16 protein-coding genes are annotated in these 22,581 nt (G+C 42.3%); 13 read left to right on the top strand and 3 right to left on the bottom strand.

Features of this window, described 5'->3' with window-relative positions; translation table 11 throughout:
- Positions 1–291 precede the first annotated feature (291 nt).
- Both DXB58_RS08000 and DXB58_RS07995 read left to right on the top strand, forming a co-directional pair.
- The gene (locus DXB58_RS08000; protein ID WP_122136480.1) at positions 292–1,491 is read left to right on the top strand and encodes an ATP-binding protein; all 1,200 of its coding nucleotides are present in this window, start codon (positions 292–294) and stop codon (positions 1,489–1,491) included.
- A 363-nt stretch (positions 1,492–1,854) separates the two neighbouring features.
- Positions 1,855–3,408: an ATP-binding protein gene (locus DXB58_RS07995; protein ID WP_122136479.1), complete on the top strand. Its 1,554-nt coding sequence runs from the start codon at positions 1,855–1,857 to the stop codon at positions 3,406–3,408.
- Between the two features lie 169 nt (positions 3,409–3,577).
- On the opposite strand, the gene DXB58_RS07990 is transcribed toward DXB58_RS07995, so the two are convergent.
- On the bottom strand, positions 3,578–4,189 hold the full coding sequence (locus DXB58_RS07990; RefSeq protein ID WP_004324353.1) for an HU family DNA-binding protein: 612 nt from the start codon (positions 4,187–4,189) through the stop codon (positions 3,578–3,580).
- 602 nt (positions 4,190–4,791) lie between these two features.
- Between DXB58_RS07990 and DXB58_RS07985 the strand changes: the two genes are divergently transcribed.
- From DXB58_RS07985 to DXB58_RS07955, 7 genes are all read left to right on the top strand, one after another.
- Positions 4,792–6,870 (top strand): BT4734/BF3469 family protein, encoded by a 2,079-nt coding sequence (locus DXB58_RS07985; RefSeq protein ID WP_122136478.1) that lies wholly within the window; start codon positions 4,792–4,794, stop codon positions 6,868–6,870.
- A 78-nt stretch (positions 6,871–6,948) separates the two neighbouring features.
- Entirely contained in the window at positions 6,949–8,082 is a 1,134-nt protein-coding gene (locus DXB58_RS07980; protein WP_122136477.1) for an ATP-binding protein, read from the top strand.
- A 120-nt stretch (positions 8,083–8,202) separates the two neighbouring features.
- Positions 8,203–10,038 carry an ABC transporter ATP-binding protein gene (locus DXB58_RS07975; protein WP_004324358.1) on the top strand — a complete coding sequence of 612 codons (1,836 nt, stop codon included), beginning with the start codon at positions 8,203–8,205 and terminating at the stop codon, positions 10,036–10,038.
- Between the two features lie 14 nt (positions 10,039–10,052).
- The gene (locus DXB58_RS07970) at positions 10,053–10,856 is read left to right on the top strand and encodes a polysaccharide deacetylase family protein (RefSeq protein ID WP_004307413.1); all 804 of its coding nucleotides are present in this window, start codon (positions 10,053–10,055) and stop codon (positions 10,854–10,856) included.
- Entirely contained in the window at positions 10,853–11,809 is a 957-nt protein-coding gene (locus tag DXB58_RS07965; protein WP_122136476.1) for a glycosyltransferase family 2 protein, read from the top strand. Before DXB58_RS07970 ends, DXB58_RS07965 begins: the two co-directional genes overlap by 4 nt.
- Positions 11,793–12,212: a GtrA family protein gene (locus tag DXB58_RS07960; RefSeq protein ID WP_122136475.1), complete on the top strand. Its 420-nt coding sequence runs from the start codon at positions 11,793–11,795 to the stop codon at positions 12,210–12,212. Before DXB58_RS07965 ends, DXB58_RS07960 begins: the two co-directional genes overlap by 17 nt.
- A 46-nt stretch (positions 12,213–12,258) precedes the next feature.
- Positions 12,259–14,238: an LTA synthase family protein gene (locus tag DXB58_RS07955; protein ID WP_008998164.1), complete on the top strand. Its 1,980-nt coding sequence runs from the start codon at positions 12,259–12,261 to the stop codon at positions 14,236–14,238.
- Here DXB58_RS07955 and DXB58_RS07950 read toward each other — a convergent pair.
- Positions 14,225–15,997: a glycosyltransferase family 39 protein gene (locus DXB58_RS07950; protein WP_122136474.1), complete on the bottom strand. Its 1,773-nt coding sequence runs from the start codon at positions 15,995–15,997 to the stop codon at positions 14,225–14,227. The genes DXB58_RS07955 and DXB58_RS07950 overlap by 14 nt on opposite strands.
- Positions 15,998–16,026: 29 nt before the next feature.
- A complete protein-coding gene (locus DXB58_RS07945; RefSeq protein ID WP_004298269.1) occupies positions 16,027–16,662 on the bottom strand; it encodes a viroplasmin family protein in 636 nt (211 codons plus the stop codon).
- 140 nt (positions 16,663–16,802) lie between these two features.
- On the opposite strand from DXB58_RS07945, the gene DXB58_RS07940 reads away from it, so the two are divergent.
- The 4 genes from DXB58_RS07940 to DXB58_RS07925 all read left to right on the top strand — a co-directional run bounded on the left by DXB58_RS07940 (position 16,803) and on the right by DXB58_RS07925 (position 22,579).
- Positions 16,803–17,405 carry a nitroreductase family protein gene (locus DXB58_RS07940; protein ID WP_004298268.1) on the top strand — a complete coding sequence of 201 codons (603 nt, stop codon included), beginning with the start codon at positions 16,803–16,805 and terminating at the stop codon, positions 17,403–17,405.
- A gap of 115 nt (positions 17,406–17,520) precedes the next feature.
- Positions 17,521–18,048: a shikimate kinase gene (locus tag DXB58_RS07935; RefSeq protein ID WP_122136473.1), complete on the top strand. Its 528-nt coding sequence runs from the start codon at positions 17,521–17,523 to the stop codon at positions 18,046–18,048.
- A 256-nt stretch (positions 18,049–18,304) separates the two neighbouring features.
- Positions 18,305–20,803 carry an SEL1-like repeat protein gene (locus DXB58_RS07930; protein WP_122136472.1) on the top strand — a complete coding sequence of 833 codons (2,499 nt, stop codon included), beginning with the start codon at positions 18,305–18,307 and terminating at the stop codon, positions 20,801–20,803.
- A gap of 9 nt (positions 20,804–20,812) precedes the next feature.
- The gene (locus DXB58_RS07925) at positions 20,813–22,579 is read left to right on the top strand and encodes an HSP90 family protein (protein ID WP_122136471.1); all 1,767 of its coding nucleotides are present in this window, start codon (positions 20,813–20,815) and stop codon (positions 22,577–22,579) included.
- The last annotated feature ends 2 nt before the right edge of the window (positions 22,580–22,581 follow it).

The raw sequence follows: 22,581 nt of genomic DNA, 5'->3' as shown, positions 1-22,581 counted from the left end.
ATTCCAATTCTGATAAGAAATGTTTCCTTTCTTGACCCTTTGACGATTTGAGAGTGCATCGTTGACGGTAAAACTCTTACGCCTCCATTCCATTGTGGAACAAAAGGTTTCAGGAATTCTCCGTAAGTATTGTATCAGGTGGAACATTATATGGTAGATATAGGCTTAAGACACCTTTTGTTGAGAGCGTGTTCATTTGCTGTTTGCAAACAGCATTTTCTCTCACTTTTTGCTGTTTGCAAACAGCAAATGATTATCTTTGTATCTCATAATACTAAGATATAGGAATGTATGGAAACTCTTTTTGCGAAACAAGACCGTTTGTTGTCATTGACATCGACTGAGATTATAAGGACATTGATGCATCGAATCAATTGGGATGCTCAGTTGGTGGCTATTAGAGGACCTCGAGGAGTGGGGAAAACAACTTTAATGTTACAGTATATGAAACTGCATTATGAGGTTTATAGTAGGGAAGTGCTCTATTGCACACTGGATTCTGTTTATTTCTCTAATCATACTTTGCTGGAATTGGCGGATGTATTCGTAAAGAATGGAGGAAAGCATCTCTTTCTGGATGAGGTACATAAATATCCGACTTGGAGTAAGGAGATAAAAGAAGTATATGACATGTATCCCGATTTGAAGGTTGTGTTCAGCGCGTCCTCTTTACTCAATATATTAAATGCTGATGCCGACTTATCCAGACGCTGTATCCCTTATGAGATGCAGGGGCTCTCTTTCCGAGAATTTCTATTGTTTTATAAACAAATGAGCTTTCCCGTATGTACGCTGGAAGAAGTCTTGACCTCGCCCGAAAAGATTTGTTCGGAAGTGAATAAAGTGTGTCGCCCTTTACCTCTTTTTAAAGAATATCTGCAATATGGATATTATCCGTTTTATTTGAAAAATCAGATAGATTATTATACAAGTATAGAACAGGTTGTTAATTTTATTGTAGAAACGGAATTGCCCCAGTTGTGTGGAATTGATGTGGGTAATGTGCGTAAGATAAAGGCCTTGTTGGGCATTCTTGCAACTTCTGTTCCTTTTGAGGTGGATATTTCCAAATTGTCAACAACTATAGGTATTCATCGTAATACTGTCATCGAATATCTGAATAGCTTGGAAAAGGCGAAACTGCTCCATTTGCTATACGCGGATCTATTGTCTGTTAAGAAGATGCAAAAGCCGGATAAGATTTTTCTGGATAATCCTAATCTGCTATATGCTTTAGCTTCCCATCCTGTGAAAACAGGAACGGCACGTGAAACGTTTGTGGTCAATCAACTTTCGTGTGACAATGAAGTGGAGTACGGGAAGAAAACCGGAGATTTTAGGGTCAATGGAAGATATATTTTGGAAGTTGGTGGTGAAGGTAAAACGTATGATCAGATTGCAGATGTGTCTGATTCTTATATTTTAGCTGATGGAATAGAAACGCCTTACAGGTGTAAATTGCCGATTTGGATTGTCGGCTTCCTGTATTGACGGGGAACCTGCAGGAAATATTCTTTCTTATAATGTCTGGGGCGTAAATAAGCGTGCATAAGCGGTTGATGGTAGGTTAGAGTAGAGTTGCCGAATGAAACCTGCAGTTTTTCTAAAAAATGCTGGTTTTATTCGGTAATTTACTTTATGTTTGTCTGTATAACCCAAAAATGAGAAATGATGGATACACTTTATAGATCATATCGAATACTACTTAGTAACATATCCACTGATTTTATCCAAATTCTATAGTCTGCCTTTGCTATTATATCTTGATTCTCGTAATTCTTTCCTTGTGCGATTTGCTGCAATACAGATATTTCTATGTATATTTGTACGATGTGAACTTAAACAGATTGAAATATGAGTGGCAAGATTTACCCTATTGGCATACAGAATTTTGAAAAAATTCGTAAAGGTGGCTATTTCTATATTGATAAAACTGCATTGATTTATCAATTGGTGAAAACCGGGAGTTACTATTTCCTGAGTCGTCCGCGCCGTTTTGGCAAAAGTCTGCTTATTTCTACGCTTGAAGCCTACTTCCAAGGAAAACGGGAACTTTTTGAAGGGCTGGCTATGGAGAAGCTGGAAAAAGAGTGGATAACGTATCCCGTATTACATCTTGATCTGAATACCGAAAAATATGATACTCCGGAAAGTTTGGAGAATAAACTGAATGGTGCGTTGGTGGAATGGGAAAAGATGTATGGTGCAGAGCCTTCGGAGAAATCCTTAGCGATGCGTTTTGAGGGGATTATTAAGCGTGCCTGTCAGCAAGAGGGACAAAGTGTGGTGATCCTAGTGGACGAGTATGATAAACCAATGTTACAGGCTATTGGTGATGATGTTTTGCAAAAGAGTTTCCGCAATACATTGAAAGCTTTTTATGGCGCATTGAAAAGTCAGGATGGCTGTATTAAGTTTGCTCTGTTGACGGGAGTGACCAAGTTCGGTAAAGTCAGCGTGTTCAGTGATTTGAATAACCTGAATGACATTTCAATGTGGAATAAGTATATAGACATTTGTGGTGTGAGCGAACAGGAACTATACGATAATCTGGATGCCGAACTTCATGAATTTGCCAATGTGCAGGGAGTGACGTATGAAGAGATATGTGGCAGGTTGAAAGAAATGTATGATGGTTATCATTTCACGCACAATTCCAAAGGAATGTATAATCCCTTCAGTCTGCTTCTAGCTTTTGATAGGAATGAGTTTAAAAGCTACTGGTTTGAAACAGGTACTCCCACTTATTTGGTGGAATTGCTGAAGAAACACCATTACGACCTTCATCGGATGGCCCATGAAGAAACCGATGAACAGGTACTGAACAGTATAGATTCTGAATCTACCAATCCTATTCCGGTGATTTATCAGAGCGGATACCTCACCATTAAGGGATATGATGAGCGTTTTGGAATATATCGTTTAGGTTTTCCTAATCGTGAAGTGGAGGAAGGATTTATCCGTTTTCTCCTTCCTTATTATGCGAACGTCAATAAGGTGGAGTCCCCTTTTGAAATTCTGAAATTTGTTCGTGAAGTGGAGGCTGGTGATTATGAATCTTTTTTCCGTCGCTTGCAAAGTTTCTTTTCGGATATTCCCTATGAGCTTGCACGCGAACTGGAGTTACATTATCAGAATGTACTTTATATCGTGTGTAAACTGGTTGGTTTTTATGTAAAAGCGGAATACCATACGAGTGAAGGTCGTGTGGATATGGTGCTGCAGACCGATAAATTCATCTACATCATGGAATTTAAATTGAATGGTACAGCGGAAGAAGCTTTGCAGCAGATAGAGGATAAACATTATGCTCGTCCGTTTGCAACGGATTCACGAAAGCTTTTCAAGATTGGTGTGAACTTTAGTGCTGAAACAAGAAATATAGAAAAGTGGTTGGTGGAGAATTGATGCCTCTGAAATGGATATAAAATATTTGTTTCTCATATTCTCATAAATATGACCTAAGTGCCAGATAACTAATAGAATAAACTATGAGAAATACTTTGAAAATCGGCATTTCTCATAGTTTTATTCACGAATTAGCCTTCATTTGGCTTATTTCTCATACCCGTTGAACTCATTTCTCATAATGCCCCGGGGTTGGTATATAAATAGGCTGTGTGGGCTTGCCTATATTCTGTAAGTAGCCCTGTGCCTTTAAGCGACGGATTTGTCTGCTGGCCATACTTTGAGTGAAACAGCAGAGTGACTGCATATTGGAACGGGTCAATACGGGGTGATTTGCAAAATATCCAGTGAGCTTCTTGTCGATCTCTTCTTCAGAAAGAGAAGCGGAATGTGGTTTGTATTTCGAACGTCGTAAATGAGTACTCATGCACAAACTTTTTAAATCTCTGTCAGCTTGGAAGTTAATGGACTTTAATCTTACTTTGTCTGCACGGGTGGTAAGTGAGTGCACGGGTTCGGTAGCCTGTAATGTAACCTGGAAATAGCCGATCCCATCCAGGTGTACTCGTTCTCCCTCGCACAGATGGTTGCCCATGCATCTGCTCAATTCCATTAGCATGGCTTCTACTTCCGCTTTCCCGAAAGTAGTTGCCATGTGGATTTCTCTTGCCAGCTTTTGAGTGGTTACATGTTGAAAATTAACCACCCGTGGGTGATAACTAGGTTCTTCCCCTTCTTTTTCCGGTTGGGGATTCTTATAAAACTCGAATTGTATTGCCATCTTTGTTTTAATTTAATGGTTATTTATATGTTATGTATTGATGCTCTTGGTGTATCTCGCTTTTATTCTTTTATTATTCAACCGCTATCCTGATTGTTTCACTACAGTGAACGGTCCTTTTCACTCTAGTAGACAGAACTTTTTACTGTAGTGAACAGGCCTGTGCACTGTAGTGGAACGATTGGGATGCTCTTTCAAAGATACGACATTATTAGGTGAAAAACAAGTAATTAACTAGTTGTTTACATGAAAGAAATAGCTAGATGTTTTGTAAGATAAGCTTGGTGGGTAAATAGGAGAATAGCTGTATCTGACTATGAGAAATAACCTGAAAGAGTATGAGAAATAGCGGTTTTTTGAAGGAAATTGATGAGGAAAGTATGAGAAATACCTGTTTTAAAAATGTTTCTCATAATGTAATTCTTTGATTACGCGTGCTTTATCTGGAATCTATGAGAATATGAGAAATGAAATTGAAAAATCTTTTCTAGTAGAGAGATTGAATAAGTATCCCCGGAAAAGTTGGTTGTCTGTAATATTTACAGTATATTTGTATCGTAATAATCGCCCTACAAACACATGCAGGACAAATAAATGAAGTAATGAGAATAACACTAGTAAGAGACGATGGCAAGGTGAACACTATGCGTACGTTGAGAATTGAACAGCTCGTGGAGCAAATGAAAGTGGAAACCAAAACACAGCCCGTCTCAAAAATGAGAGAAGTCCTGCCTTTTATGCTTCCGGGTGATAAAAATGACTATGTACAGAAAGTACCGAGGCTGATACCTGCAGCCGCCTTTTTTCGCAAAGGTGGTATCACGACGATGAGTGAATACAACGGAATTGTGATGATTCAGGTCAACAACTTGTCCGGGCACATGGAGGCGGATGAAGTGAAAGAACGGGTAAAGGAACTTCCGCAGACTTACTTAGCTTTCACCGGTTCTTCCGGAAAGTCCGTGAAAGTATGGGTGCGTTTTACTTATCCCAATGATCTTCTGCCGACAACTAGTGAGGAGGCGGAGCTTTTTCATGCGCATGCCTATCGGTTGGCAGTGAAATTTTATCAGCCACAACTCCCTTATGATATTGAACTGAAAGTACCTTCGTTGGAACAATATTGTCGTTTAACTTTTGACCCGAACTTGTATTTTAATCCCGAAGCAATGCCTATTTATATGAAGCAGCCTGCGGCTATGCCGGGTGAGGTGACTTATCGCGAACGGGTGCAAACGGAAACTTCGCCGTTGCAACGGCTTGCGCCGGGATATGAAAAATGTAATGCGCTTTCTGTACTTTTCGAAGCTGCTTTTGCACGCGCGCTGGATGAAGAGACTGATTATCAACCGGAAGGAGACAAACAATCGCTGTTGATTAACCTTGCAGGACATTGTTTTCGTGCCGGTATTCCTGAAGAAGATACAGTACGATGGTCTCGTGCCCATTATCGTTTGCCGAAGGATGATACATTGGTTCGGGAAACCGTACGAAATGTATACCGTACTTGTGAGGGATTTGCAAGTAAGAGTAGTCTGTTGCCGGAACAATTATTTGTCATGCAGATGGACGAGTTTATGAAGCGGCGTTATGATTTTCGTTTCAACCAGTTGACATCACAAGTGGAATGTCGCGAACGGAATAGCTTTAATTTTTATTTTCATCCGGTGGACAAACGGTTGATGGCAAGTATTGCAATGAACGCGCATTATGAAGGGCTTAAGCTTTGGGATAAAGACGTAGTACGCTATCTGAATTCGGATCATGTGCCGGTTTATCAGCCTATCGAAGAATTCCTTTATGACCTTCCTCATTGGGATGGTAAGGATCACATCGGTGATCTTGCCAAGCGAGTTCCTTGTGATCATCCTCATTGGGCAAAATTGTTTCGTCGTTGGTTTCTCAGTATGATAGCGCATTGGCGTGGAATGGGAAAGAATCATGCAAATAGTACTTCTCCTATATTAATAGGTCCACAGGCTTATCGTAAGTCTACATTTTGCCGGTTGATTTTGCCTCCATGTTTGCAGGCTTATTATACAGATAGTATTGACTTTAGCCGGAAGCGGGATGCCGAGCTATATTTGAATCGCTTTTTATTGATAAACATGGATGAGTTCGATCAGATTGGTATCAATCAGCAGTCTTTTCTCAAGCATATTCTGCAAAAGCCTGTTGTCAATACGCGACGCCCGAATGCTTCAGCAGTAGAGGAGCTCCGTCGGTATGCTTCTTTTATAGGCACGAGTAATCATAAAGATTTGCTGACGGATACTTCCGGCAGTCGTCGTTTTATCGGTGTTGAGGTGACGGGAGTGATCGATGTGGTCCGCCCTATTGATTATGAACAATTGTATGCGCAGGCAATGGCATTGCTGCGTAGTAATGAACGCTACTGGTTTGATGAGAAGGAAGAGGCTATCATGACGGAAGCTAATCGGGAATTTGAACAGTCTCCGGTGATTGAACAATTGTTTCAGGTATATTACCGGGCAGCGGAAGAGGAAGAAGAGGGAGAATGGTTGCTTGCTGCAGATATATTGCAGCGGATACAAAAAGCAAGTAAAATGAAATTTTCTTCCGGGCAAGTTAATTATTTCGGGCGTATCTTGCAGAGATTGGGAGTAAAGTCGTTCAGGAAAACGCGCGGGGTTTATTATCATGTGGTGCCTGTTGAGTAAGGATAATGATGAAATAATGTATAGTAGATGGCTTTTATTATTTTATAATAATTATCTTTGCGTAATAACGTGAGATGTATGAAGACTATGATAAGAAATCCTTTTATAACAAGCGGATATGTCTCTGCTGATTATTTTTGCGATCGCCGTTTTGAGAGCGAACAGTTGGTGCGCGAGGTGATGAATGGGAATAATTTGGCTCTTGTCTCTACCCGGCGAATGGGAAAGACAGGGCTGATCCGTCATTGCTTTCAGTTTCCTGAAATTAAACAGGGTTACTATACCTTTTTTATTGATATATATGATAGCCGTTCATTGCGTGATTTGGTCTTTGCACTTAGTAAGGAGATTCTGGAAGTGCTGAAACCTGTGGGGAAGAAAGCTTTGCAGAGCTTTTGGGAATGTGTGAAATCTTTGCAAGCCAGTATCTCTTTTGATGTGAATGGTATGCCTTCTTTGAATTTGGGGCTAGGGGATATACAAGCTCCGGCTACTACACTCGATGAAATCTTCCGGTATTTGGAACAGGCGGATAAACCTTGTCTGGTTGCAATTGATGAATTCCAGCAGATTTCCGGATATGTAGAGAAAAATGTGGAAGCTACTCTTCGGACCTATGTGCAACATTGTAATAATGCACGTTTCATTTTTGCAGGGAGCCAGCGGCATGTGAAGGGAAATATGTTTTTAACGCCTTCCCGGCCTTTTTATCAAAGTGTATCAATGATGCATTTGGAAAGTATTCCTTTAGAAGAATATATTCGTTTTGCAGGTACTCATTTCAAGCGTGCGGGCAAAGAAATAGAAGAAAACGCTATTGTTGCGATTTATCAACAGTTTGAGGGAATCACATGGTATATACAAAAAGTGTTGAATACGCTTTATGACATGACTCCGGAACAGGGAGTCTGTAGAGTTGAAATGGTGCCAGGCGCTATTCGGCAGATTATTGATTCATTCAGATATACTTATTCGGAGATTCTTTTTCGTTTGCCGGAAAAACAAAAGGAGTTACTGATTGCTATCACTAAAGAGGGAAAGGCTAAAGCTGTCACTTCCGGTGCTTTCATTAGAAAATACAGACTGGCTTCTGCTAGTTCAGTCCAAGCAGCACTAAAAGGGTTACTGGAAAAGGATTTCGTGACTCAGGAAATGGGAATCTGTCAGATATATGATCGTTTTTTGGGAATTTGGCTGAAAGAGAATTATTAAGTCATTTTTCATTTATTGAAGAACGCTTTTCGATAAATCGCGTTAATAATTAGCTGAAACTGCTGTCTGTTAATCAGTTTTATTGTATCTTTGCGGTCTTAACTTTTTTAATGGTAAATAATGAAGGAATTTCTACAACTAATGCGACGTTTTGTGTCGCCTTATAAGAAGTATATCGGCTGGGCTATTGTGCTGAATATTTTGTCTGCAGTATTCAATGTCTTTTCTTTTACTTTTTTGATTCCTATTTTAAGTATTCTGTTTAAAACAGAAGGAGCGGATAAGGTGTATCATTTTATGGAATGGGGCAGTGGAGATTTAGCAGATGTTGCCAAGAATAACTTCTATTATTACATATCTCAGATGATTGTGGATAATGGTCCCACTGTGGCTCTTATTTTCTTGGGACTATTCCTGATGGTAATGACGTTGTTTAAAACAGGTTGTTACTTTGCTTCTTCAGCCGTGATGATCCCATTGCGTACAGGAGTGGTACGTGATATTCGTATTATGGTGTATGCTAAGGTAATGCGTCTGCCGATGTCTTTCTTTTCGGAAGAAAGAAAGGGAGATATTATAGCTCGTATGAGTGGTGATGTGGGGGAAGTGGAAAATTCTATCACTAGCTCATTGGATATGTTGATGAAAAGCCCGATTCTGATTATTATATATTTTGTGACATTGGTTACGGTTAGTTGGCAGTTGACTCTTTTTACTATCATTGTATTACCGGGAATGGGTTGGTTGATGGGAGTCGTCGGAAGAAAACTGAAACGTCAATCACTGGAAGCACAGGCTAAGTGGAGTGATACGATGTCGCAATTGGAAGAAACACTGGGAGGCTTGCGCATCATCAAGGCTTTTATTGCGGAAGATAAAATGATTAACCGCTTCACCAAATGTAGCAACGAGCTCCGGGATGCGACAAACAAGGTTGCTATACGTCAGGCTATGGCTCATCCGATGAGTGAGTTCTTAGGAACGATTCTGATTGTAGCTGTATTGTGGTTTGGCGGTACATTGATTTTGGGACAGAATGCAACCATCGATGCTCCTACATTCATCTTCTATATGGTTATCTTATATAGTGTAATCAATCCATTGAAAGACTTTGCTAAAGCGGGATACAACATCCCGAAAGGTTTGGCTTCCATGGAACGTGTTGATAAAATCCTGAAGGCAGAGAATAAGATTAAGGAAATTCCGAATCCGAAACCGTTGAAAGGTTTGAATGATAAAATAGAATTTAAAGATATTTCTTTCAGCTATGATGGTAAGAGAGAGGTGTTGAAGCATGTAAATCTGACAGTTCCCAAAGGGCAGACGATCGCACTGGTTGGACAATCGGGATCCGGTAAATCTACATTAGTCGATTTGTTGCCGCGTTATCACGATGTACAGGAAGGTGATATTACCATTGACGGAACAAGTATTCGTGATGTACGTATTGCGGATTTGCGCAGTTTGATTGGTAATGTAAACCAGGAGGCTATTCTGTTTAATGATACATTCTTCAATAACATTGCTTTTGGTGTGGAGAATGCGACAATGGAACAAGTTATAGAGGCGGCGAAGATTGCCAATGCGCATGATTTCATTATGGAGAAACCGGAAGGATATAATATGAATATCGGCGACCGTGGTGGAAAATTATCCGGTGGTCAGCGCCAGCGTATCAGTATCGCCCGTGCTATTCTGAAGAATCCTCCGATTCTGATTCTTGATGAGGCTACTTCTGCTTTGGATACCGAATCAGAACGTCTTGTGCAGGAAGCGTTGGAACGTTTGATGAAAACACGTACGACGATAGCTATTGCCCACCGTCTTTCTACGATTAAGAATGCAGATGAAATCTGTGTACTGTATGAGGGTGAGATTGTGGAACGTGGTAAGCATGAAGAACTCATTGAGTTAAACGGTTACTATAAACGTCTGCATGATATGCAGCAGTTGTAATTCTTGATATTGCAATGATATTATTAAGTTTTGATACAGAAGAATTTGATGTACCTCGTGAGCATGGTGTAGACTTTCCGCTGGATGAAGCAATGAAAGTGTCAGTCTATGGTACGAACCGGATACTGGACTGCCTGAAAAACAACGGGGTGAAAGCTACCTTCTTTTGTACAAGCAATTTTGCAGAAAATGCGCCGGAAGTGATGCGGCGCATTATGGACGAAGGACATGAAGTTGCTGCGCATGGATGTGACCATTGGCAGCCACAGGCTTCGGATGTCAGTCGTTCAAAAGAAATTCTGGAACGCCTTACCGGCAGGACGATACAAGGTTATCGCCAGCCGCGTATGTTTCCCGTATCAGATACGGAACTTGAACGGATGGGGTATGTATATAACTCCTCATTGAATCCCGCATTTATCCCCGGAAGATATATGCATTTGTCGGAGCCGCGTACTTGCTTTATGACAGGTAAGTTACTTCAAATCCCGGCTTCTGTAACTCCGTGGATTCGCTTCCCGCTATTTTGGTTGTCTTGTCATAATCTGCCGATGTGGCTGTACCAACTCCTGGTAAACCGGGTATTGAAGCATGACGGATATTTTGTGACTTATTTCCACCCGTGGGAATTCTACCCGTTGGGTGAACATCCTGAATTTAAGATGCCTTTTATTATCCGCAATCATTCCGGTAAAGGAATGGAGGAACGTCTGGATATGCTTATCCGCAAACTGAAAGAAAAAGGATATGCTTTTATGACTTACTCGGAATTTGCACAGATAAAACTGGCTGAACTAAATAAACCGGACGAAAAATGATAAAATTGGCTATTGTATCCCCCTGCTATAATGAGGAGGAAGTGTTGGAAGATTCGGCCGCCCGTTTGACAGCCTTGTTTGATGAGCTGGTGGCGAAAGAAAAAATCAGTGCCGACAGCTTTGTGCTCTTTGTGAATGATGGCAGTAAAGATCGTACATGGAGCATCATTAAGAAACTGCACGGGACGAATCCTTATATAAAAGGAATGAATCTGGCACGGAACGTAGGACATCAGTATGCAATCATGGCCGGTATGATGACCGCTAAAGACTGGAGTGATGCCGTTATTACCATTGATGCCGATTTGCAGGATGATCTGAATGCGATTGAGGAGATGATCGATGCCTATACGGAAGGATATGATGTAGTATACGGGGTGAAAGTATCCCGTCAGGCAGACCCGATGCTGAAACGTCTTTCCGCAACTGCTTTTTATAAACTACAGCACCGGATGGGAGTAGAAACTATCTACAATCATGCGGATTTTCGTTTTCTAAGCCGGAGAGTGCTGGAACAATTATCTCATTATCAGGAGCGCAATGTTTATCTGCGTGGTATTATCCCGTTACTGGGTTTCCCTTCTACTACGGTAGATGATGTGATTCGGGAACGGACAGCCGGAACTTCCAAATATACAGTGAGAAAGATGTTCAGTCTGGCTTTGGACGGGATAACCTCTTTCTCGGTAAAGCCCATTTACGGAATTGTTTATCTGGGAGGTATCTTTGTTTTTATCAGTATTTTGATTGGAATCTATGTTCTTTACGCATTGATTTCGGGTACTGCGGAACATGGCTGGGCTTCTTTGATGTTGTCTATCTGGTTTGTTGGCGGGGTTGTTTTATTATCCATAGGAGCTGTCGGGCTGTATATTGGCAAGATTTATAAAGAGGTAAAACGTCGTCCGCTCTATAATGTGGAAGAAGTGTTGTACGATGATCGGAATAAGTAAGGCTATACTTGAGAAGCACCCGGATTGGCGGGATAAGTTCTGGCAGTTTGTTCGTTTTGGAGTTGTCGGCACTATATCTTCAGCCATTCATTACGGCATATACTGCCTGGTCTTGTTGGTTGCGAATGCCAATATCTCCTTTACGGCTGGTTACGCTGTAGGATTTGTCTGCAATTACTTCCTGACTACTTTCTTCACCTTTCGTTCCAAACCATCCTCGCATAATGCGATCGGCTTTGGTTTTAGTCATCTGATTAATTACCTGCTTGAGATCGGTTTGCTGAATCTCTTCCTCTGGATAGGGGCGGGTGAGCTGCTTGCACCGATACTGGTAATGATTATCGTGGTGCCTATCAATTTCCTGATTCTTCATTTCGTTTATATCTATAAAGGGAGGAAATAACACTATTCACCCCCTTTCATTTAATTCATAAAAAGAAAAGGCTATTATGAAACGTTTTCTAAATCTTGTTGTATATATACTTACCATACATGTTTCGGCTTTGCTGATCGCAGGACTGTTTCGCCTGGTACTTTTTATCTCATCTTATCATCAGTTGACCTCTGAAGCCTTGTCGGATAAGACACTTTCGATGCTTGCTTTTGTACATGGGGTCTGGTTTGACAATGTGATAGGTTGTTACATACTTCTGCTGCCTCTGGTAGTTGCGGTGGTGTGTGGAGTCTGCAACTATTATGGGAAAGCGTTGTTCCGTTTCTTTACGATCTTTTTTAGTGTCTTTTATGGATTGGTTTATTTAATCAGTGCATCGGATATTCCTTATTTTGCCTATTTCTTTAAACATATCAACTCTTCCATATTCGAATGGTTCGGTTATGCAGGAACTACTGCCGGAATGATATTGGGTGAAAGTGCCTATTATCTGTCCATCGGATTATTCCTTCTCTTTCTGGCCGGATTCGTAGTCTGGCTTATCTATCTGGCGCGTTATTTCCATCATCGTAGCCTCACTATTTCCACTCCGTTTCCTTATTGGAAGCGAGGAGGAGCGGTTCTGATCGGCGCTTGTTTAATCGGACTTTGTATCTTTGGAATCCGGGGACGTACAGGTTATAATCCGATCAAAGTGAGTGCGGCATATTTCTGTCAAGATGCTTTTCTCAATCAACTGGGAGTAAGCCCTACTTTTAATCTGCTGACGAGTGTGATGGATGACAGGAGACCTGAAAATAAATACTTGCATCTGATGGATGAGCAGGAAGCCATTACCAAGGCGCAAGCTCTGCTCAACCGGCCGGGAGAACCGAATGTTTCTCCATTGGCTGTTTACAGACATACTTCGAAAATGGATAGCGTGCAACAACGCCGTCCTAATGTTGTATTGATTATGATGGAGTCTATGTCCAGCAAGTTTATGAAGCATTTCGGGCAATCGGAGACTTTGACTCCTTTCCTGGATAGCCTGTATACCCGTTCGATCAGTTTCCGCAATTTTTATTCGGCAGGAATCCATACGAATCACGGTTTGTATGCCACCTTGTATTCTTTCCCGGCTATGATGAAACGGAACCTGATGAAAGGCTCTGTCATTCCCCGCTATTCGGGACTGCCTACCGTACTGAAAGAAAACGGCTATTACAACCTTTTCTTTATGACGCATGAAGGACAGTATGATAATATGAACGCTTTCTTCCGGACGAACGGCTATGATGAAGTATTTTCGCAAGAAGACTATCCGGCTGATAAGGTTGTGAATAGCTTTGGAGTGCAGGATGATTTCTTGTATGACTACGCAATTCCGGTATTGAATCAGCGGGCTGCCACCGGACAACCGTTTTTTGCTACTTTACTGTCCATCAGTAATCATCCGCCGTATGTGATACCTCCTTTCTTCCATCCGAAAACAAGTGAACCGGAGACGCAGATTGTTGAGTATGCGGATTGGGCTTTGCGTCAGTTCTTTGAAGAGGCACGTAAACAACCTTGGTTTGATAATACGATATTCGTATTGGAAGGGGATCATGGCAAGCTGGTGGGAGACGCCGAATGTGAACTACCGGAATCTTATAATCATATTCCACTGATGATTTACTCCAGCCGTATTCAGCCGGAAGAGAAAACTGCATTTGGCGGTCAGGTAGATATACAGCCAACGATATTAGGGTTGTTGAATATTGATTATTTACAGAATAATTTTGGGGTAGACTTGCTGAAGGAAGAACGTCCCTGTATGTTCTATACTGCTGACAATATGGTGGCGGGACGCAATGATACGTTACTCTATCTTTATAATTACGAGACTCAGCAGGAGCTTACTTATCATATCGGTAACGGCAAATTGAATGCTGTTCCGATGGATGATAGCTTTTTGCCTTTGAAAGAATATAGTTTTTCCATGCTCCAATCGGCGGAGTTCCTTGTGAAGCATGGAAAAACGCTTAATTCTATACCTTTTACTCAACAATAGGAGTCGTTTCGGTATTTTCAGGCTGTTGTTTTTTAACGAACTTGTATACCTTGGCTATTTGCCGGAGTACTCGTTTGGGGGATTCGTATACCTCCTCAAACTGATATCCTTCTTTCTCGAATTCGGGAAGATATTTCTCTGCATCATTCGTGCCGATTAACAAGAAACCTTCCGAAGGACGTTTCTCATAGAAGTTGTCGAGACGATTACGCAGATAGAAATTGAGTTCGAAATAATGTACGGGGTCACCTGCTGCATGCAGACTTTCTTCAATGAATTCGTACATCGTTCCTTCGCTTTCCGGCGCAACCTTTTCTATTTCTGTAGCGATGAATTTGACTGACTTCGAATTTAATGCTGCTGGTTGATAAGCGCCGTCCAATGCAAGGTATAATCCCATTGTTAGCACAACGAGAGCGTATAGGAAGCGGTTGCTCAATGCATTTTTTCGTTGATAGAACCACCAGTAGATACCGAGAATGGTAGGGATGGCAATCAGGAACAAGGCTCCTGCTCCGCTGATATTCTGTATCGCACGCATGAAATTAATATTGTCCGGTGCGTGGCGACCCTGGAAAATAGTTTCAGGGATGAGTCCGCATTTTAAAACGATGAAGCAGGTGAACAGTAACAGGCTGATTACTGCAAGAATACTTCCGTATACTTTGATGACTTTAGATTGCTTCTTAACCAGATAGAATAGATATTTGGCAAGGAAATAAGCAATGAAAGGATAGATCGGCATCAGATATACACTACGTTTGCTCTGCGGAATACAATAGAAGACGAAGATCACAACGATACTGGTGAAAGAGAATAAATCCACCGGGTCCATATTCTTTATCCATGTGGTGAAACGTTTCCACCAGGCAGCCGGTTGGATGCTGAATTTATGGTAAGTCAGGCTGAACAGGGAGAGCACGACTAACAGTGTCCAGGGAACGTATCCGGCGAACAGGGTCACAAAATTATAATGCCAGGGGTTCACGCATGAATCGTAACTCATGGTATTAGTCATACGGCCGAGGTTTTCTTCCATAACTAATGCCAGGAACTCTTCTCCACCTTGTTGGTAAGCAGCGACATACCAGCAGAAAGGTAGGATGAGCGAAAGAATGGCCCAGGCGGAAAGTAACAGGAATGCTTTGAAGAAGTTGACACCCCGGAGTAACAAGAAGATGCCTACCACTAAACATGGAATGATAGTACCTACCGGTCCTTTGGTCAGTGTGCCGCAGCTCATCAGGAGAATGGCCAGCCAGGGAATACCTTTGAGCCCCTTCTCATACCATTTGTAGAAACAATACAGAGCGCCAACGGTGAGCGCTGTCAATACCATATCCACCCGGCAGTTTGCTCCGGCCCGGTGCAGCTCAAAATTAGTCAGGGTGATAAAGGCGGCTAACAGCGCCAATTCCACTCCTTTTCTTTTGGCAAAGAACAGAAAGCCGCAGAGAGTCATGGCAATCAAGGCGATGGCAGACGGCAAGCGGGAGGTCATTTCTGTGACTTGCCCTCCATTCACTGCTGCCGAAACAGCAGCAATGCTCCAGTGGAAGAAAGGTGGCTTGTAAGCCATTTCTCCTCCGTTGTTTCTGGGTAAAATCCAGTTTCCGCTATCCAGCATGGAGTAGGAAACGATAGATTCGCGAGGCTCCCCTTTGGTGTGGTACTCCGATAAACCTAGGAAAGGCAGGATAGTAACTACGCAAATGACTAGTAACAGCCAGAAAGCTTTGTTTGAAGTCAATGTTTTCATCTTTATCTTATATTGAATTTTATGTTCTTTTATTTTCTGCCGAAGTCGGCCGGAATTTCTCCCCATTCTTTGGTTTCCCATTTCAGGATACGAGTGGTATAGGTGTTTCCTTGCAACCATTTTTCCGCCCGTTCAATCAACAGAAAGAGTTCTTCTGTTTCCGGGGTTCGGGGGAGTTTGGTCTTGCACTTCTTCTGTCGCACCCAGCTGATGGCATTCGCGCTGTCACTGTAAATGGGCATATCGAAACCTTTCTTTTTCAGCAACGCCAAGCCGTGTACGATGGCTAGAAACTCACCAATATTATTCGTGCCTTTCATCGGGCCGAAATGAAAAATCTCCTGACGGCTGGCAATGTGTACGCCGCGATATTCCATCGGTCCCGGATTACCACTACAGGCTGCATCGACAGCCAGGCTATTGTCGATCACACAAGAAGGTAAAGTATCCGAAGAAGGTTTAGGACCTCCTGATTTAGCCTTTGCATTCTTGCCGATATAAGCATAGGGAGACATTGTCAACGCGCGTTCCGCTTCTTCGCGCGTGTCAAATGATTTGTATTTGGCAGCTTCATATCCTTTGATTTGAAGTTGGCAGTCTGTCCAGGAAGTATAAACTCCGGGGGTGACACCTTCCCATACTACATAAAATTTCTGTTTAGCCATTTTTTCTGACGATAATTTTAGATAGTCAATGAATTGACGCTGCGAAGGTACAAATATATTCTCTAACTGAACAAGTTAGGGGGGATACTTGTTATAAAAAAAAGAGAGTTTTAAGAATATAAAATAAGAAAGGAACTATGATGGAAAGATCTTTTAGTGAAGCTTTGAAACAACGTCGAACTTACTATTCAATTACTAATCAGTCACCTATATCCGATCAGGAGATCGAATGTATCGTTAATATGACCGTGCGCCATGTGCCGTCGGCATTCAATTCGCAATCTACCCGTGTGGTGCTTCTATTGGGAGAATCGCATAAGAAATTGTGGCAGATTGTGAAGGACGCATTAAAGAAGATTGTACCGGCTGAAGCGTTTGTCAAGACAGAGGAGAAGATAGATCATTCGTTTGCCTGTGGGTATGGCACTGTATTGTTTTTTGAGGATCAGAAGGTTGTGAAAGGGCTCCAGGAGGCTTTTCCGGCTTATCAGGAGAATTTCCCGGGATGGTCATTGCAGACTTCTGCCATGCACCAGTTAGCTATCTGGGTAATGCTCGAAGATGTAGGTTTCGGAGCATCGCTACAACACTATAACCCGTTGATTGATGAAGAAGTGCGCCGTGCATGGGATTTGCCGGAACATTGGCATCTGATTGCGGAAATGCCGTTCGGACTTCCTCTCGGCAAACCGGGTGAAAAAGAATTCCAGCCGCTTGAAGAACGGGTGAGAATCTTTAAATAAATCGGGAATGAAGAATGAATAATGAAGAATTGGATGGCATAATGGCTAAAATTCTTTATTCTTCATTCTTCATTCTTCATTAAATGATTAATTTTGTGAGCAAAATTAATCATTTATGGTTCGTATCTTCCTTACCGGCTATATGGGTGCCGGAAAAACGACGTTGGGTAAAGCTTTTGCCCGATATATGGATATACCGTTCATTGATCTGGACTGGTATATTGAAGAGCGTTTTCACAAAACCGTTGGAGAATTATTCATTGAACGAGGCGAAACAGGATTCAGGGAGCTGGAGAGAAATATGCTCCATGAAGTAGCCGAGTTTGAGAATGTGGTAATTTCGACGGGAGGTGGAGCGCCTTGTTTTTATGATAATATGGATTTTATGAACCGGACCGGAAAGACTGTTTTTCTGGAGGTGCATCCGGATGTGTTGTTCAGGCGCTTGCGTGTGGCTAAACAACAACGTCCTATTCTTCAGGGTAAAGAGGATGAAGAACTGAAGGCGTTCATTATTCAGGCACTCGAGAAGCGTGCTCCTTTTTATCATCAGGCACAATATATCTTTAATGCAGACGAATTGGAAGACCGTTGGCAGATTGAAACATCGGTGCAATGTTTGCGACAACTTTTGGGATTGTAGAAGTAACAGTCGTTATATTTTGTGTAATCGTCATTTGGGAAGCTGTGGGATGTGTGTAATTTGTGCCTGATAATGGATTATTATTGGGAGGAATTTTACTGTATTTAGAAATCAGGCAGTTGTAATGTTCTCTTTTTGTTGGAACTTCGTTTTTTTTGAGACTCTTGTTTGTTCATTCGGTCAATATTTGTACCTTGCACTCGTTATGAGATTTTTTATTGACTAGTGACACAAAATTAAGGTAAAGTTCTATATCATGAAAACTTTAAAAGAGAAATTTGGGGAGTTATCCGCTAAAATTAAAGCATCCGGACAGCCTGCAAGAGAATGGTTTCCGCAGTATACACCGGCTTCATTATTAAGTGCGGAAAACTGGTGGGAAGCATTGGCTGTATGTGAATATGCTTTGGACACAAAAGAAGACGAGAAATTAACAGAAGATTTTTTTGAACTGATATTCAGTGCTTTTGACTGTAACGTAGAGGTGGATCTCAACGCGGAAGAATATGAATTCTGGTGGGAAAAGGTGATGCGGGTATGCGACCGTGTGGCAGAGTTTAGCGGTGCGGGATGGGCGCAGAAGGGGGCACAATATTCCGAAGCCCGTTATGGAAAGCGGGATATGAGTTATTTGCTTCCATACTACGAGAAGGCTGCCGATATGGGTTGGGCTGAAGCAGAAGCAACTGTTGCCTATTGGCGATACATGGGATTCTATTGTGAACAAGATAAAGAAGAGGGTGAACGGCGTTTTGCTGCTCTCACTTCTCCCGAAGCTATTTTATGGGGAAAGCATTATCGTGCTTTTGCCGAAGAATTTACAGGGGATAAAGCAAAGGCATTACAGATACGGAATGAACTGCTTGCCGAACTGCCTGAAGGTGAACGTTTGCGTGCTCATGTATATGCATCGTTAGGAGATGCGCTCGACAGAGCGGAAGGTAACGTGGCAGAGGAAGCTGCTTACTACGAAAAAGCCCTGGAAATAGTTCCCAATCTTTATAGTCTTAAAAATCTGGCTACGCTTTATTTCCGTTACCCGGAACTGAATAAACCGAAAGAACTGAGCTTTGAGCTTTGGGAAAAGGCCTGGCATGCCGGTGTGTGGTCTGCCGCTAATTTCCTGGGATATAACTATCAGGAGGAGGAATGGCAGGATATGCCTAAGGCGATTGAATGGCTGGAGAAGGGCATGCTTTATTGTGAACCCTACAGTGCGTATGAACTGGCATTGATCTACCTGTATAATGATGAATATAAGAACGTGGAACGTGGACTGATGTGTCTGAACCGTTGCGTGGAGGATGATTATATACAAGGTATCGAAGGACTGGCCAATATTTATTTCAACGGTGATTTGGTGCCGGAAGACATGAATCGCGCGAAAGAGTTGTTGGAGAAAGCCATTGAGTTGGGTTCGGGAAGTGCAGCTTATCGTTTGGGCTGGATGTATGAACGTGGCTTCTTGTCTGAAGAACCGGATTATGTGAAGGCTTTAGAGTTTTATGAAAAAGCGGCTTCACTGAATAATGCCGATGGGTATTGCCGTGTGGCTCTTTATCTGGCTAATGGATATAGCGGTGTGAAGGACCCTGTAAAATCAAGGGAATATTATGAAAAAGCGGCCGAACTGGGTGCTTGCTTTGCCCTTGTGGAACTGGCATTCTTATATGAGAATGGCGATGGAGTGGAGAAGAATTATGAAAAGTCATTTGAACTGATTAGCAAGGCTGCCGAACAGGGTTATCCTTATGCAATGTTCCGTGTAGGTCTTTATATGGAAAAGGGTGTTCTTGGTGAAGCGAAACCGGAAGAGGCCTTTGCCTGGTATACAAAGGCAGCTGAAGCGGACGATAATGATGCGATCTTTGCTTTGGGACGTTGCTATAGAGAAGGTATCGGAACGGAAGAAAACTGGGATAAGGCACTCGAATGGTTTAGTAAAGGGGCGGAAAAGAATGAAGCCCGTTGTCTGACGGAACTGGGGATGGCTTATGAGAATGGTAATGGCGTGGAAGAGAATCCACAGAAGGCAGTGGAATATATGATGAAGGCTGCCGAACAGGACTATGGTTATGCTCAGTTTAAGATGGGAGATTATTATTTCTTTGGTTGCGGTCCCTGTCTGGAAGATAATAAAACGGCAGTGGAATGGTATGAAAAGGCAGTGGCTAATGAGATTCCGATGGCTATGCTGCGTGTGGGTGAGTATTATCTGTATGACTATGATAGCCTGAATGAGTCGGAAAAGGCTTTTGCTTATTTCAAGAAAGCTGCCGAATATGAATGGTATAGTGAAGGACTGGGTATCTGTTATGAAATGGGTATCGGAGTGGAAGAGAATGAAACGGAAGCCTTTAAATATTATACACTGGCTGCGGATAATGGAAATACGACAAGTATGTATCGTACCGGACTTTGCTATTATAACGGAGTAGGTGTGAAACAGAATTATGCCGAGGCCTATCGCTGGTTCACGGATGCGGCGGGGAATGAGAATGTCGCTGCAATTTATTATCTGGGCAAGATGATGATGTATGGCGAAGGTTGTAACCCTGATCCGGAAGCTGCAGTGCAATGGTTGCTGAAAGCTGCCGAGAAAAATAACGATAAAGCACAATTTGAACTTGGAAATGCCTATCTGACAGGAAATGGCGTGGAAGAAAACGATGAAATTGCAATGGAGTGGTTCGAAAAGGCCGCAGAGAATGGCAATGAGAAAGCTCTTAAAATCACCGGAAGGAGGAGGAAGTAAAAGAGGAACATGGAAAAAGAAGGGAATAATCTGTTTCAGGTCAATCTTAAAGGTATGATTGCCCTGTTATCAGAGCACATTTATAGTAACCCGAATACTTTTGTTCGCGAACTGTTGCAGAATTGCGTAGATGCCATCACGGCACTACGCAATATTGACGAGAATTATAAAGGTCGCATCGATGTCTTTCTGAATGAGGACAAGACAGTGGTATTTCGGGATAATGGTATCGGACTGAAAGAGGAGGAAGTTTATCGCTTTCTGACTGTTATCGGGGAGAGTTCAAAGCGGGATACTCCCGATGCGGACGATTTTATCGGAAGGTTCGGTATCGGATTGTTATCTTGTTTTGTGGTGACCAATGAAATCACCGTAGAGAGTCGTTCTGCAATGGGCGGACAGCCTGTTTGCTGGTGTGGAAAAGTGGATGGGACGTATCAGCTGACTTTATCAGACGAAGAACGGCCTATCGGCTCACAGGTGGTATTGCACCCGAAAGGAGACTGGATGCATCTTTTTGAATATGAAACGTTTAAGAAGATACTGGTGAGTTACGGAGAAGTGTTGCCGTATCCTATCTATCTGCATTATCAGGGGGAAGAGGAGTTGGTAAATACGCCTTCACCTGTATGGCTTGACCCGAAGGCGACTCGTAAGGAGTTGCTGGATTATGGGGCGAAAGTGTTTCAGTCGTCTGCTCTCGATGCTTTCCGGCTCTATACTGAAAGCGGCAAGGTGGAAGGGGTGCTTTATGTCCTGCCTTTCCGTACACAATTTTCAGTGCGCAACTCTCATAAGGTCTATCTCAAGCGTATGCTGTTGAGTGAGGATGATTGCAATCTGTTGCCGTCTTGGGCTTTCTTTATCCGTTGTTTGGTGAATGCAGACGGGTTGCTGTCTACTGCTTCCCGGGAGTCTTTGGTGAGTAATGACCAACTGAAGGATGCCCGGAAAGAGATCGGGGTGGCTATCAAGGATTATTTGCGGGGATTGGTGCAGAATGACCGTGCCATGTTCAACCGGATTCTGGATGTTCATCACTTTCATATCAAGGCGATTGCTTCGGAGGATAATGAATTGCTTCGTTTGTTTATGGATTACCTTCCTTTTGAAACCAATAAGGGGTTGCGTGGCTTTGGAAGTATTCGTTCGGCAAGCAATGTGATATGTTATACCAAGAATCTGGAGGATTTCCGGCAAGTACGACGTATAGCCGGAGCACAGGGTTGGCTGGTCGTGAATGCTGCTTATACGTTTGATGAAACTTTGTTGAAAAAGTATGTCCGTCTGAATCCGGAACTTACTTTGGATGAAATATCTCCTTCACGGTTGCTGGAGCAGTTTGGTGAAGTGGAGGCGAACCAGGAGTTTCAGGCTTTTGAGGTGAAAGCGAACGAGTTGTTGAAGCGGTTTGGTTGTATCTGTCGTCTAAAGCATTTTACTCCGGTGGATATTCCGGTTATTTTTGTGGCGGAGGAAAAGGAGAATGCTGCTAAAAGTGCTAATAATCCGTTGGCGGCTGTACTGGGGGCTGTGAATACTACAAAGCAGATTCCGCCGACACTCACTTTCAATGCGGATAATGAAATGGTGCAGACCTTATTGCAAATACAAGGAGACAATAAACTGTTTCAGCATGTGGTGCATATATTGTATGTACAATCGCTTCTGCAAGGTAAATATCCGGTGAACAGCGAAGAAATGGAGCTTTTCAACCATTCGCTAAGTGAACTGATGACTTCGAAAATGAATGATTTTATAAACTTCCTGAATTAAAA

The organism is Bacteroides sp. OM05-10AA (assembly GCF_003439055.1).
GTDB classification, from domain to species: Bacteria; Bacteroidota; Bacteroidia; order Bacteroidales; family Bacteroidaceae; genus Bacteroides; species Bacteroides intestinigallinarum.
This window is presented reverse-complemented; position numbering and strand designations above follow the sequence as displayed.

What these genes read in the sequence shown, in the direction of transcription:
- DXB58_RS07985 (WP_122136478.1), top strand. Translation starts at nt 4,792, where the DNA reads ATGAGAATAACACTAGTAAGAGACGATGGCAAGGTGAACACTATGCGT.
- DXB58_RS07935 (WP_122136473.1), top strand. Translation starts at nt 17,521, where the DNA reads ATGGTTCGTATCTTCCTTACCGGCTATATGGGTGCCGGAAAAACGACG.
- DXB58_RS07925 (WP_122136471.1), top strand. Translation starts at nt 20,813, where the DNA reads ATGGAAAAAGAAGGGAATAATCTGTTTCAGGTCAATCTTAAAGGTATG.
- DXB58_RS07950 (WP_122136474.1), bottom strand. Translation starts at nt 15,997, where the DNA reads ATGAAAACATTGACTTCAAACAAAGCTTTCTGGCTGTTACTAGTCATT.
- DXB58_RS07945 (WP_004298269.1), bottom strand. Translation starts at nt 16,662, where the DNA reads ATGGCTAAACAGAAATTTTATGTAGTATGGGAAGGTGTCACCCCCGGA.
- DXB58_RS07930 (WP_122136472.1), top strand. Translation starts at nt 18,305, where the DNA reads ATGAAAACTTTAAAAGAGAAATTTGGGGAGTTATCCGCTAAAATTAAA.
- DXB58_RS08000 (WP_122136480.1), top strand. Translation starts at nt 292, where the DNA reads ATGGAAACTCTTTTTGCGAAACAAGACCGTTTGTTGTCATTGACATCG.
- DXB58_RS07990 (WP_004324353.1), bottom strand. Translation starts at nt 4,189, where the DNA reads ATGGCAATACAATTCGAGTTTTATAAGAATCCCCAACCGGAAAAAGAA.
- DXB58_RS07995 (WP_122136479.1), top strand. Translation starts at nt 1,855, where the DNA reads ATGAGTGGCAAGATTTACCCTATTGGCATACAGAATTTTGAAAAAATT.
- DXB58_RS07975 (WP_004324358.1), top strand. Translation starts at nt 8,203, where the DNA reads ATGAAGGAATTTCTACAACTAATGCGACGTTTTGTGTCGCCTTATAAG.
- DXB58_RS07980 (WP_122136477.1), top strand. Translation starts at nt 6,949, where the DNA reads ATGAAGACTATGATAAGAAATCCTTTTATAACAAGCGGATATGTCTCT.
- DXB58_RS07960 (WP_122136475.1), top strand. Translation starts at nt 11,793, where the DNA reads ATGATCGGAATAAGTAAGGCTATACTTGAGAAGCACCCGGATTGGCGG.
- DXB58_RS07955 (WP_008998164.1), top strand. Translation starts at nt 12,259, where the DNA reads ATGAAACGTTTTCTAAATCTTGTTGTATATATACTTACCATACATGTT.
- DXB58_RS07940 (WP_004298268.1), top strand. Translation starts at nt 16,803, where the DNA reads ATGGAAAGATCTTTTAGTGAAGCTTTGAAACAACGTCGAACTTACTAT.
- DXB58_RS07970 (WP_004307413.1), top strand. Translation starts at nt 10,053, where the DNA reads ATGATATTATTAAGTTTTGATACAGAAGAATTTGATGTACCTCGTGAG.
- DXB58_RS07965 (WP_122136476.1), top strand. Translation starts at nt 10,853, where the DNA reads ATGATAAAATTGGCTATTGTATCCCCCTGCTATAATGAGGAGGAAGTG.